Raw genomic sequence first — 12,575 nt, forward strand, 5'->3', positions numbered from 1 at the left:
TAAAATATAAAGTTATGAAAGTATTAGTCATTGGAGGAAATGGTAGAGTTGGATCTCTTTTAGTTGATAAATTAGCTGCTCAATATCAAGTTGTAGCCGGCTCAAGAAGCCCAAAGCCAGAAAAGAACTTGGATAATATTGAGCATAGCCACATTGATTTGCTAAGTGATATTGATACGATTGCAAAAAGTATGAAGGATGTTGATGTTGTTTATTTTGTTTCTGGTTCACGTGGGAAAAATCTTCTGCAGATAGATTTACACGGAGCGATAAAATCGATGCAAGCCGCAGAGAAAGTTGGTGTTAAACGTTACATTATGCTGAGTTCTATTTTCGCATTGCAACCTGAACGTTGGAAAGAATCTTTCCTGAGCGACTTGACAGATTATAATATTGCCAAGCACTATGCTGACCTTTATCTTACCACTCAAACCCAACTTGATTACACGATTTTGCAGCCGGGAGCGCTCAAAGAAGAACAAGGAACGGGGAAAATAGAGACTAATGTTGTCAATCCGGGATCTAATTCTATTGCTAATGTGGTAGATACCCTCGTTGCAATATTAGAAAATCATTCAACAATCGGTAAGGTTATTTTGATGCACGATGGCGATACGCCGATTATCGAAGCTTTACATCAAATCAAATAAAATTCAGGTATTTCATTAATTTAATCATATTCTTCCAGTCAGTTTTAAATTTGCTATTAAAAAAAGTTTTATAGCTAAATCTGATTTAGGCAGAAACTTTCACATTGTATTTCTCAATTTTCCAATTCCAAAAAAGGACTAATTAGTCAAAATATTTGAACTAATTAGAAAAAGTATCATTCTTTCGTCATTGTACCTTTGTTATAGAAAAAGAGCTTAATAATTCTGTCAAATAGAACAGTAATTTATGCTCGTAAAAATAACAATCCTCAAAAAAACAAGACGATTTATGAAAAACATTCCAGAACAAAAAAATATTCTTCCAAGCTCCGCAGATAGTAATGCTGTTGGTTTAAGGCAAGTTATTGGAAAAACTTCGAAGAAGATATTTTCCACAATATCAGCGTTGACCATTATCTCAGTCTTAACAATTGGTGGATTATTAATTTCCTGTCAAGATAAAAATAATCAAAATAATAAAACAGAAGTTATGCAAAACAATCAAGAACAAAAAGAAGGTATCCTGAAACCAATAGAATTATATATTGAAGCAGGAAGAAAAGGAGACGGCAATATTGCAAAACCAGCATTTGCATCAACCGCAACAATGTCGTGGTCTGAAGATGGAGCATTGAAAAGTGTTCCAATACAAGCGCTTTTTGACGGATTTTCCGCGGCAGAGCCAATGACAGCAAATTACAAACTTACTACTTTGGATGTAGAAGGTGATGCTGCAATTGTGAGAATCGAATCTCAATTTGGATCAGACAAATATGCCGATATGTTTACACTGGTAAAAGACGGCAGTGATTGGAAAATCATCAGTAAAATTTATCAAACCATAAAATAATGTCAGTAAATAAAAATATCAACACCGTTCAGGATTACGAAGATGTCCTGGTAGCAATGGAAGGCTACGTTCACGGATTAAAAACAGGAAATGTAGCAGAATTAAAAAAGACCTTCCATCAGGATGCGATTATGTATGGTCATTTAGGTAATGATCTGTCGCAAGGAAGTATAGATAATCTGTACACCTATGTGGAGAAATTTGGCGCAGCACCCAACATCAAAACCAATCTTACGGTTTTACACAAAACACCTACTACAGCAGTTGTTCGCATCGAAATGGAACACGATGCTGCAGATGAAGATTTCACCGATTACCATTCATTAATTAAAATTAATGATGAGTGGAAAGTGATTGCAAAGCTTTTTCATCTCTATACTAAATAATTAAAAATCATTCCGTTAAATTTTTTACTGGGAGCATCATATTGCTTCCAGTGGGACTTTGCGTTTAAAAAATTAGATATGTCAAAATTATTCAGTCCGTTGACGGTTAAATCAGTTACGTTTAGAAACAGAATCATCACTTCTCCAATGTGTATGTATATGGCCGAAGATGGGTTTGCAAGTGATTGGCATTTGGTTCATTATGGTTCCAGAGCAATGGGAGGAGCTGGTACGGTAATGCTGGAAGCAACAGCTGTACGAGCTGACGGGCGAATTGGGATTGGCGATTTGGGAATCTGGAAAGATGAACATGTTGAAATGCTTACCAAAGTAACGTCATTTATAAAAAGTACCGGCAGTGTCCCCGCTATTCAATTGGCTCATGCTGGCAGAAAAGGAAGTACTTGGGCTTCAGGACGTGAAAGTCGCCCATTAATGCCCCATGAAAAAGATGGCTGGGAAGTCATTGCCCCTTCTGCTGTACCTTTTTCATCAGAAATGCAAACGCCCCGCACAATGACTTTACAAGATATTGAAGAGATTCAACAGGCTTTTGTAGATGCAACTATGAGAGCTTTAAAGGCAGGTTTTGAACTGATTGAAATCCACAGTGCTCACGGGTATCTGATTAATGAATTTTTATCTCCTATTCCAAATAAAAGAACTGATCATTACGGAGGAAGTATAGAAAACAGAGCAAGATTTCTATTCGAAATTATTGACAAAGTAAAAACTGTGTGGCCTTCGGAACTTCCGATTGCTGTTCGTATTTCTGCTACAGATTGGATGGAAGAAGGATGGAATATTGATGATTCAGTTTGGTTAAGCAAAAAATTATCAGAGAAAGGAATTGATATTATTGATGTCTCTTCTGGCGGTACAGTTCCGAATGCTAAAATTACAGTAGGTTCCGGTTATCAATTACCTTTTGCAAGTACTATTAAACGGGAGTTGAAAGATCAATTACTAGTAGGAACAGTAGGTATGATCACTAATGCACATCAAGCCGAAACAATCTTGACCAATGGAGATGCCGATCTTATTTTTATAGGTCGTGAACTTCTACGAAACCCTTATTTTCCTTTAGAAGCTGCAAAACAACTTCGTTCGGAAATCCCGGTTCCTAAACCTTATGAGCTTGCCTTCTAACTTCAAAAACAAATTTTATGAGTATTTACTTAACCGTTGTTGTAAAGGCAAAGCCTGAGCATCGGCAAGAAATCAAAACCCTTTTATACAGTCTTCCGGAATTATCTATGAAAGAAGATGCCTGCATCGAATATGATGTTCACCAAAGTATTGATGATGAAAATACTTTTATCCTTAATGAAAAATGGGAAAATTTAGATGGCTTAAATCTCCATAATGAGCAATCGTATTCAAAGGAGTTTTTTGCATCATTTGATAAATTACAGGAACATCCAATTATTTATCGATCAAAGTAAAAAGTCAACATCTATAATTATTTATAAAAGATAGAAATATGAAAAAATTAAATGAATCTGTAACCATTATTACCGGAGCATCTTCAGGAATTGGTGCAGCAACAGCATTAAAATTAGCTAAAGCAGGAACCAGCATTGTTTTGGTATCCAGAGCTGATGATAAAATTGAAAAAGTAAAACAGCAAATCAAAGATGAGGGAGGTAAAGCCGAGATATTTATTGCTGACGTAACAGACATTGACCAAATGAATGCAATGGTAGCCTTTACTATTGAGAAGTTCGGAAGGGTAGATAATTTGATTAACAATGCAGGGTTAATGTTGTTTTCACAATGGAAAGATATAGCAATTGACGAGTGGAATGCAATGATCGACATTAATATTAAAGGCTATTTAAATGCTATCGCAGCAGTTCTTCCCAAATTATTGGAGCAGAAATCAGGTCATATTCTGAATATGGGATCCGTTGCAGGAATCAATATTGGTGCGAGTGCAGGTATCTACCACGGAACCAAATTTTTTGTACGAGCAATCACTGAAAGTTTAAGAAAAGAAGTCTCTGTTCATAAAGGAATTAAAATTAGCCTAATTAGCCCCGGAGTAATCAATACAGGATGGGCAGATAAAGTGACCAACAAAGAAGGAGCAGAAATCGCGGCAGAGTTGAACAAGCAGGCTATTGAACCGTATGACATCGCAAATGCGGTTTTGTTTGCTTTTGAACAGCCGGATAATGTCAATGTAAACGATATAGTGATCAGCCCAACTCTGCAAGACTGGTAATATTTTAATAAAAAAAGAATTTTAAGTAATGAATAAATACAATAAGCTATTTTCTCCCTTATCATTTGATAAAGGAATTAGTTTAAAAAACAGAATTGTGATGTCGCCAATGACCACTTGGGCATCTAATGAGGATTTTACCATATCTGATGAAGAAGTCGAATATTACCGTAAAAGGGTAAATGGGGTAGGATTGGTGATTACAGGATGTACTCACGTAATGGCCAATGGAATTGGTTTTACCCATGAATTTGCAGGATATGATGACACCTTTCTTCCAAGTCTGAAAAAGCTGGCGGATGCTGCCAAAAGTGGCGGAGCACCCGCAATTTTACAAATGTTTCATGCAGGTAATAAAGCGATTCCGGGTCTTATTCCAAATGGCGAAGTGGTTAGCGCTAGCGCTATTTCCAGCGGACCGATACTGCTTTCTGATAAAGAAAATCTTCCGAAAGAATTAACTGAAAATGAAATTTTAGAAATCATCAAAGCATTTGGAGAAACTACCAGAAGAGCAATCGAAGCAGGTTTTGACGGGGTTGAAATTCACGGGGCACACGGATTTTTGCTTCAAAATTTTATCTCGCCTTTTTTTAATCAAAGAAATGACCAATGGGGAGGTTCTGTGGAAAATCGTTTAAGACTTAGCCTGGAAATTTTAAGAGAGGTGAAAAATGTAATTTCAAAATATGCTGATCGTCCTTTTTTAATAGGGTACAGAATTTCACCTGAAGAAATGCCTCAACAAACCTATGGACTTCCGGATACTTTTGTTTTAATGGATCAGTTGATTAAAGAAGACATCGATTACTTACATTTTTCTCTGCTCGACGCTGTCAATCAGAAACCAATTGATTCAGAATTTTCAGATGAACCAATATCAGTTGTTTTAAACAATTATGTTAACAACAGGGTTCCTGTTCTTGTTGCTGGAAGTGTTACAACACCTGTGATGGCCGAACAGGTTATAGATTATGATGTTTCTATGGTGGCTATAGGAAGAACTTTAATTATCAATCCAAATTGGGTAGAATTAGTTGAAAGTGGGGAAGAAGAAAAAATAGATTCAAATCTTAAACTTGATACAGTAGAAGATAAGAAGATCCCCAAGAAATTACTGGCAATATTTGAAACACTGAAAGGATGGGTACCTATCAAGTCTTGATCTTATATCCTAATGATTTATATTTTGTTCAGAATTCTTTTGCTTTAAAAAAATAATAATAAAAATGTAGTGTTTATGATTATTAATTGATATTGTTTTCGAAGAAGTAAAATAAGCAGTTACAGACTGATTGAATATAAAACCCCCGATCGAAAGCGAGGGGATTTTTTGTATCCGGAATTAAAGGAAAAATAACTAAATTCGTATAGTTATAATCAAAAAATAAAGTTCAGATGAAGTGTAATAAAATAATTTTAATTGTTGGTTTATTGTTATTTCAGTTAAATTTTGCTCAGGAAAAAGCAGAGGTTGTTTTAAACAAAGCTCTTACAGAAGCAAAAGCTCAAAACAAAAATGTTCTTTTGGTTTTTCACGCATCGTGGTGTAAGTGGTGCAAAATGATGGAAAAAAACATGAATCTTCCTGAAACAAAACCATTATTCGATAAAAATTTTGTAACCGCTTATCTTGATGTTCAGGAAAGAGGTGAAAAGAAAAGCCTTGAAAATCCTGGCGGACAGGAAATAATGAACAAATATAAAGGTGAAAATGCCGGACTTCCTTTTTGGCTTGTACTAGATCCGAAAGGAAAAGTATTGGCAGATTCTTTTGATGAAAAAGGAGATAATTTAGGCTCACCGGCAACACCTGAAGAAGTTAATTCTTTTATAGCTAAGCTGGAAAAATCATCTAAGTTAAATAAAGAAGAGCTTCAGACTATTCAAAGTGTATTTGTGAAAAAAGTGCAATAATAAAAAGCTCAAGAAAAATTGAAATGCCTCTAAAAGTGTAAATTTTAGAGGCATTTTTTTGTTTTTTACAGCGAAAAAACTCCCCAAACAAAATGTTCAGGGAGTTAATATAATTTTTATTTACCAAAGAATATTTCGTCTTTCTTTTGTTGTTCTACATATATTTCCTGAAATTTTACAGGCATATAATTGTAAAGATCATTCCAATATTGAATTTTTGTGTGCTTTTTAAAGCTTTCAAAAGATCTTACAAAAAGGTTTTCTATCATATCTTTTACATAAGAATTTCCTTTTTTGTAAATGAATTCCATCAGTTTAATATGATGTCCTATGATATTAATCTTAGATTCTAATAAAAGATCTTTCAGATAATTGATAGTCGCCTGCATAACCCCGGCGAAATTATTTTGTTTTGATAGTTGAGTGATTTCACTTCTGATTGTTGGATAGAAAAATTTTAAATACTCTACAGCCATTTTCTGATTAATAGTTTGCATTTGCACATTCATCATAATTAATATTTTTCGAATACTTCTATTGCCGCGAAAACCGTACCAAACTTATAAGCAGGCAGCAAAAACAAATACACCTATTATGATAGCAATATGAGTTGCCAATATTTCCATATTGTGTCTGGAATTAGACTGTTTCCATTGTTTCCAGTCGAATTCTTTTCTGATTTTTGTCTTCATAATTTTAACTTTTTTGTAATAAAATGGGTGAAATATGTAATAAAAAATTTCACATTCCATGTTTATAAATTTGTTTTGAATAAATTTTCTGCAAGTCCAGAGAAATATGAGTAAAAATGGCCTTTCTATATTCTTCGTTGCAAAATGTGGTAAAATTGTCCAGAGAATAAATAAAAGTACTTTCTACAGCGTTTTTCAGCTTTACATCGCCGTTTTTGTAAATCTCATCCATCTTTTGTAAGCTTTTAAATAAAAGATTTCTGTCGTTTTGGCGGATCATGTTTTTAATACAATCCGTAAAAGTCTGGATAACACTGTAAGAATTTTGACTTTTATTGTTTTCCAATTCATTTTGAATGTCGGGAACCACATCTGTAATTTCCTGAGCAGCTTGTAAATAATTCATATTTTTATTGATTTTGATCTAAAATTTTAATGAAAACACCAGAAATAAAGACGACCAATAAAGCGATCAATATAACATGATAAGGCTTTAACCATTTTGGCGTTTTCGGGCCTTTGCTTTTTAATCTTCTTAATGTGTCCAATCTGTTTAATGTCTTTAAGTCCATTGTGTATGTTTTGAAGACTAAATGCCAAATTACATTCCTTTTAATATTAATTTGATTTAAATGGTTTAAAATCAATTTGTTATTTAATTTTAATTAAAATTTTAAAGCAAAAAAGCCTGTCAAAATGATAAGGTTTTTATCAGAATGAAAAGAAAGGATTAGATGTTTAGGGGAGAAGTTTATTTTTAATTATATCAATAATTATATTTGTTTCCTCTAAAATATTTAAATCTATTTCTAAGTGTTTTAATATGACTATTTTAATTAGTTCGGTTATAAGTTGTTTTAGAATAGTTTTATGTACTTGTTTCATCAATTAATATTTTGACAAAACTGTATTTTCAACAAAGCTTACTAAAGGACATAAATTAAAAGTTTAATTTATTGATTATTAGATTGTTAAATATTTTGTTAATTTGTTCTGTTTTTGTAATTATTTGATTGTGAGTAATTTATTTATTTTTAAGACCATTTTTTTGGCGCAATTTTGTCCATTCTTTTTTTTGAGACGATAGAATGAATATCTTTGCAATCCATAAAAATCAAAAGATGTTTTCAAAAATAGTAGTACACAGAGTAGGAAATAAAATCAACGGAGAGTCTTTAATACTTTCTCAGGAAGAATTGCAGTTGGAAGAAGGAATGGCAGAATCGCTTGAAGATTATTTTTTAGGGTCTTTTAAGTCTGAGGAAACGTTTAATTTTTACAGTGATACCTATTTGGTAAATAATCATGTTTTCAGTTCTGTATCTGAAATTTTTGATGATAAAGCCAAGTTTCTTTGGGAAGCCGAAAATATTGCGAAGCATCTTTTTGAAGTTGCCGAAAACCCAAGAGTTATGGGTGGTGAACTATTCATCGTTTATTTTGAAGACGATAGAGAAGGTGATGAAAAAGTAGATAAGATCGGAATTTTTAAAACTGAAAAAAGAGAACCATTCTTAAAAATAGCTCCTCAAGGCGAAAGTTTTGAAATTGAAAAAGACTTGGGAATTGGTTTGTCAAAAATTGATAAAGCGGCTTTGATCTACAATAATCATAAAGAAACAGGGTATGTACTTTCTGTGGTTGACAACAACAAGAACGGAGATATGTATTACTGGTTTGAGGATTTCTTAAAGGTAAAACAACGTGACGACGAATATTTTCATACACAGGAAGCCTTAATGGTGTACAAAGATTACATCACCAAACAACTTCCTCAGGAATTTGAAGTTTCCAAAGCAGATCAGGCAGATTTCTTAAATAAATCAATCAATTTCTTTAAAGAAAAAGAAGAGTTTAAACTAGATGAATTTGCAAGTGAGGTCTTAGTAGATGAGCATGTGATCGAAAGTTTTAATAATTTTAAAACAGATTACGAACAGGATATGCAGATCAATATTGCGGAAGAATTCCCGATCAGTGAAGCAGCTGTTAAGAAGACACAAAGACATTTCAAGAGTATCATTAAATTAGATAAAAACTTCCACATCTACATCCACGGAGATCGCCAGAAATTGGCTACAGGAGAAGATGAAAAAGGGAAGTACTACATGTTATATTTCGATAAAGAAGTTTAAACTATAAAATCGTCTGGTTAATTAATAAAATGATAACTTTATAACCAATCATAAAATATTCGTTATGAAGTTCATGATCATTTTCTGGGCGCTTTATATGTTGTTTTTTTGCATACCGTTTCCGATTTTTATTTATACGCTAAATTCGGAAACACTCTTAGAACCAAGAAATTCGTTGACTGCCGGCTATATTTATCTTGGTTTTTCTGTTTTGGTGTGGTTGTATGTAATTATCTTTTTTATCAATAATCTTTTCGTAAAAACTTTTAAAGCTAAAAGTACGATCAATAATATTCTCAAAAACGGAACACCAAGAGAAGCGAAAATTATTAATTATCAATTGATAAAATATAATGCTAAATCGAATGTCAATGCTATTCAGATCAAACTTTCTTTTCAGAATCTAAGGAATATTATGATTGAGCATGAGCTTTTTTTTCATGATATTAAACCTCAGGAAAAAAGATTTGATGTAGGTAAAACAGTCAAAGTTTTACTGAATCCTAATACATCAGAAGAACCTTATTTTATTTTAAGTGGTCAACAGACCAAATTTAATCCTGTCGGAATGGTCTTGAGAATTTTGTTTGTAGTTTTTATGATCGCCTATGTTATTGGACTGTATTACTATTTCTACACCACAGAATCCTTTGATTTTGGATGGCGGTTTCTGACTTTCATGCATCCGATTATTTTCAGTGGAGTGATGTTTTTATTGACCATTTTGGTCTATCAAATGATCGTCGGAAAGTTTTTAAAAAAAACAAAAGAAGAGAAAATTCTTTTTGCCGGAAGAAATGCCGAGGCAGAAATTATCAGTGTAAGTCAAACAGGTTTAACAGTGAATAATCAACCTCAGATCATATTTCAGGTGAGTTTTAAAGATTTTAAGGGTAAAGAATATATTACAGTGTTCAAAAAAATTGTCAACCTTCTGGATTTGGCTTCTGTTCCCAGACAAGGCAAAATCGAGATCATGTATGATGAAAATAATCCTTCAAAAATTACAATTCCGAGAATGAATTAAATTAAAACATTACTTCTTCCTAAAAAACAACGCCCGACTATATTCATAATTCATTCTTGCAATATTTAACACAGAAATTCCCTGCGGACATTCTACTTCACAGGCTTCGGTGTTGGAACAGTGACCGAAATGTTCAACATCCATTTGTTTCACCATATTTAAAACACGGTTGCTTCTTTCTTCCTTTCCTTGTGGAAGTAAAACCATATGCGTGATTTTTGCAGAAGTAAATAGGGCAGCACTGGCATTTTTACAGGTCGCCACACATGCTCCACAGCCAATACATGCCGCGGAATCAAAGGCTTCTTCTGCAATTTGATGAGTAATCGGAATGGCCGTTGCATCGGGAGCCTGACCAGTATTAATGGAAACAAAACCGCCGGAAGAAATAATTCTGTCAAAAGCAGAACGGTCTACTTTTAAATCCTTTTTTACGGGAAATGCATCTGCTCGGAAAGGTTCAATCAAAACAGTTTCTCCATCTCTGAAAGAACGTAAATGAAGCTGGCACGTTGTTGTGTTTTTTAAAGGTCCATGAGCTAACCCGTTAATCATCATTCCGCATTGTCCGCAGATTCCTTCGCGACAATCGTGGTCGAATTCTACAGGTTCATCACCCTGAACAATTAGTTTCTCATTTAAGGTATCCAGCATTTCAAGGAAAGACATGTGAGGATTTAATGCGGTTAAATCATAATTCACCAGTTTTCCTTCACTCTGATTATCTTTCTGTCTCCATATCTTAAGGTGTAAATCCATAATTTCTGTGTTTTATTTATAGCTTCTTACAGTTGGTTGTATTTCTTCGAATATCAAAGGTTCTTTAATTAATTCAGGTTCATTATTTTCACCTTTCCAAGCCCACGCTGAGATGAATTGAAATTCTGAGTCATTCCTCAATGCTTCTCCATCCGGAGTTTGATATTCTTCACGAAAATGCGCTCCACAAGATTCATTTCTCGTTAAAGCATCATAACACATCAGTTCACCGATTTCAAAATAATCAGCTACACGACCTGCTTTTTCGAGTTCAGTATTCATTGTGTCACCTTGTCCGGAAACTTTCACGTTTGTATAAAACTCCTGTTTCAGTTTTTTGATTTCTTCGATAGCATATTTCAGACCTTCTTCATTTCGGGCTAAACCACAATAATCATAAAGAAGTTTCCCTAATGTTTTATGGAAATGGTCAACAGTTTTTGTTCCATTAATATTGATAAAACCTTTAATCTGTTGCTTAACTTCATTTTCAGCTTTTTCAAATTCAATATTATCCGTTGAAATTTTTCCGGTGTGAATTTCATTTGATAAAAAATTCGCAATCGTGTAAGGAGCAATAAAATATCCATCTACAGAAGCTTGAAGCAAAGAATTCGCGCCCAGTCGATTCGCACCGTGATCGGCAAAATTCGCTTCACCCAATGCAAATAATCCAGGAATGGTGGTCATTAATTCATAATCTACCCAAAGTCCACCCATCGAAAAGTGGGCAGAAGGAGAGATCATCATCGGTTCTTCGTAAGCATTGTAGCCCGTTATTTTAAGATACATTTCGAATAAATTGCCATATTTCTCCTGAATTTTTTCTTTTCCCTGTTCGTTAATTGCTTTGGAAAAATCAAGGTAGACCGCATTTTTTAACGGACCGATTCCAAAACCTGCATCAATTCTTTCTTTTGCTGCTCTTGATGAAATATCTCTTGGCGCTAAATTTCCAAATGCAGGATATTTTCTTTCCAAATAATAATCTCTTTCGCTTTCGGGAATATCGTTGGGTTTTCTGGTCTCATTTTCTTTTAGAGGAACCCAAATTCTGCCGTCATTTCGTAAAGACTCTGACATCAAAGTTAATTTTGACTGATAATCTCCAGACTGTGGCAGGGAAGTAGGGTGTACCTGAATCCAGCTTGGAGACGCCATCAAGGCTCCTTTTTTATGAGCTCTCCAAATCGCAGAACCGTTGCAACCCATCGCCAAAGTCGATAAATAATAGATTTTACCATAACCTCCCGTTGCCAAAACAACTGCGTGAGCGGAGTGTCTTTCAATATCTCCTGTGTCTAAATTTCTAACGATAATTCCTCTTGCTTTTCCATCAATCATTACCAAATCCAGCATTTCGTGTCTTGAAAATAACTGAACGCTGCCTTTTCCAACCTGTCGCATTAAAGCTTGATAAGATCCCAATAACAATTGTTGTCCGGTTTGTCCTCTAGCATAAAAAGTTCTGCTTACCTGAACGCCACCGAAAGAACGGTTGTTCAAATAACCACCATATTCTCTTCCGAATGGAACACCTTGTGCAACGGCTTGGTCGATGAGATTCAGCGAGCATTCTGCCATTCTGTAGACATTGGCTTCACGTGCTCTGAAGTCGCCACCCTTTAAGGTGTCAACGAACATTCTATAGACACTATCGCCATCATTTTTATAATTTTTGGCAGCATTTACACCACCTTGAGCAGCCACGGAATGCGCTCTCCTTGGACTGTCCTGAAAGCAAAATGATTTGACATTGTAGCCCATTTCACCCAAAGAGGCAGCGAGAGAACTTCCTGCTAATCCTGTTCCCACAACAATAATATCTAACTTTTTACGGTTGGCAGGATTCACAAGCTTGGCTTTCTTTTTATAGTTGTCCCATTTTTGTTCTAAAGGTCCTTCCGGTATTTTTGAATCTAAAATCATAGT

Annotated in this window: 16 protein-coding genes; 10 read left to right on the forward strand and 6 right to left on the reverse strand. The window is 34.4% G+C overall.

Going from position 1 to position 12,575, the window contains the following annotated elements:
* Positions 1-14 precede the first annotated feature (14 nt).
* The 8 genes from A0O34_RS14365 (at position 15) to A0O34_RS14400 (ending at position 6,030) form a co-directional block, all read left to right on the forward strand.
* Positions 15-650 (forward strand): SDR family oxidoreductase, encoded by a 636-nt coding sequence (locus tag A0O34_RS14365; RefSeq protein WP_066755765.1) that lies wholly within the window; start codon positions 15-17, stop codon positions 648-650.
* A gap of 289 nt (positions 651-939) precedes the next feature.
* Positions 940-1,500 carry a nuclear transport factor 2 family protein gene (locus tag A0O34_RS14370; RefSeq protein WP_157886023.1) on the forward strand — a complete coding sequence of 187 codons (561 nt, stop codon included), beginning with the start codon at positions 940-942 and terminating at the stop codon, positions 1,498-1,500.
* Positions 1,500-1,886, forward strand: a complete 387-nt coding sequence (locus tag A0O34_RS14375) for a nuclear transport factor 2 family protein (RefSeq protein WP_066755770.1) — start codon at positions 1,500-1,502, stop codon at positions 1,884-1,886. Before A0O34_RS14370 ends, A0O34_RS14375 begins: the two co-directional genes overlap by 1 nt.
* A gap of 78 nt (positions 1,887-1,964) precedes the next feature.
* The gene (gene namA, locus A0O34_RS14380; RefSeq protein WP_066755772.1) at positions 1,965-3,035 is read left to right on the forward strand and encodes an NADPH dehydrogenase NamA; all 1,071 of its coding nucleotides are present in this window, start codon (positions 1,965-1,967) and stop codon (positions 3,033-3,035) included.
* A 17-nt stretch (positions 3,036-3,052) separates the two neighbouring features.
* On the forward strand, positions 3,053-3,331 hold the full coding sequence (locus A0O34_RS14385; RefSeq protein WP_066755773.1) for a putative quinol monooxygenase: 279 nt from the start codon (positions 3,053-3,055) through the stop codon (positions 3,329-3,331).
* A gap of 38 nt (positions 3,332-3,369) precedes the next feature.
* Entirely contained in the window at positions 3,370-4,113 is a 744-nt protein-coding gene (locus tag A0O34_RS14390; protein ID WP_066755775.1) for an SDR family oxidoreductase, read from the forward strand.
* Positions 4,114-4,141: 28 nt separating this feature from the next.
* Positions 4,142-5,278: an NADH-dependent flavin oxidoreductase gene (locus A0O34_RS14395; protein WP_066755778.1), complete on the forward strand. Its 1,137-nt coding sequence runs from the start codon at positions 4,142-4,144 to the stop codon at positions 5,276-5,278.
* A 233-nt stretch (positions 5,279-5,511) separates the two neighbouring features.
* Positions 5,512-6,030, forward strand: a complete 519-nt coding sequence (locus A0O34_RS14400; protein ID WP_066755781.1) for a thioredoxin family protein — start codon at positions 5,512-5,514, stop codon at positions 6,028-6,030.
* Between the two features lie 116 nt (positions 6,031-6,146).
* On the opposite strand, the gene A0O34_RS14405 is transcribed toward A0O34_RS14400, so the two are convergent.
* From A0O34_RS14405 to A0O34_RS22520, 4 genes are read right to left on the reverse strand one after another with little or no spacing between them, the layout of a single operon-like run.
* Positions 6,147-6,542 (reverse strand): DUF7674 family protein, encoded by a 396-nt coding sequence (locus A0O34_RS14405; protein WP_066755784.1) that lies wholly within the window; start codon positions 6,540-6,542, stop codon positions 6,147-6,149.
* Positions 6,543-6,590: 48 nt separating this feature from the next.
* Positions 6,591-6,722 (reverse strand): hypothetical protein, encoded by a 132-nt coding sequence (locus tag A0O34_RS22735; RefSeq protein ID WP_257737070.1) that lies wholly within the window; start codon positions 6,720-6,722, stop codon positions 6,591-6,593.
* A gap of 49 nt (positions 6,723-6,771) precedes the next feature.
* On the reverse strand, positions 6,772-7,128 hold the full coding sequence (locus tag A0O34_RS14415; protein ID WP_066755791.1) for a DUF7674 family protein: 357 nt from the start codon (positions 7,126-7,128) through the stop codon (positions 6,772-6,774).
* Between the two features lie 4 nt (positions 7,129-7,132).
* Positions 7,133-7,294: a hypothetical protein gene (locus tag A0O34_RS22520; RefSeq protein WP_228394297.1), complete on the reverse strand. Its 162-nt coding sequence runs from the start codon at positions 7,292-7,294 to the stop codon at positions 7,133-7,135.
* Positions 7,295-7,843: 549 nt separating this feature from the next.
* On the opposite strand from A0O34_RS22520, the gene A0O34_RS14425 reads away from it, so the two are divergent.
* Complete coding sequence (locus A0O34_RS14425; protein ID WP_066759740.1) at positions 7,844-8,857, forward strand: nucleoid-associated protein; 1,014 nt, start codon at positions 7,844-7,846, stop codon at positions 8,855-8,857.
* A 64-nt stretch (positions 8,858-8,921) separates the two neighbouring features.
* Complete coding sequence (locus tag A0O34_RS14430) at positions 8,922-9,884, forward strand: hypothetical protein (RefSeq protein ID WP_066755796.1); 963 nt, start codon at positions 8,922-8,924, stop codon at positions 9,882-9,884.
* Between the two features lie 9 nt (positions 9,885-9,893).
* Here the strand turns inward: A0O34_RS14430 and A0O34_RS14435 are convergent, their stop codons facing one another.
* Together A0O34_RS14435 and A0O34_RS14440 are read right to left on the reverse strand one after the other, a co-directional pair.
* The gene (locus A0O34_RS14435; RefSeq protein WP_066755798.1) at positions 9,894-10,643 is read right to left on the reverse strand and encodes a succinate dehydrogenase/fumarate reductase iron-sulfur subunit; all 750 of its coding nucleotides are present in this window, start codon (positions 10,641-10,643) and stop codon (positions 9,894-9,896) included.
* A gap of 12 nt (positions 10,644-10,655) precedes the next feature.
* The gene (locus tag A0O34_RS14440; protein ID WP_066755800.1) at positions 10,656-12,572 is read right to left on the reverse strand and encodes a fumarate reductase/succinate dehydrogenase flavoprotein subunit; all 1,917 of its coding nucleotides are present in this window, start codon (positions 12,570-12,572) and stop codon (positions 10,656-10,658) included.
* Positions 12,573-12,575: the final 3 nt, after the last annotated feature.

It is taken from the genome of Chryseobacterium glaciei (assembly GCF_001648155.1).
Lineage (GTDB): Bacteria > Bacteroidota > Bacteroidia > Flavobacteriales > Weeksellaceae > Chryseobacterium > Chryseobacterium glaciei.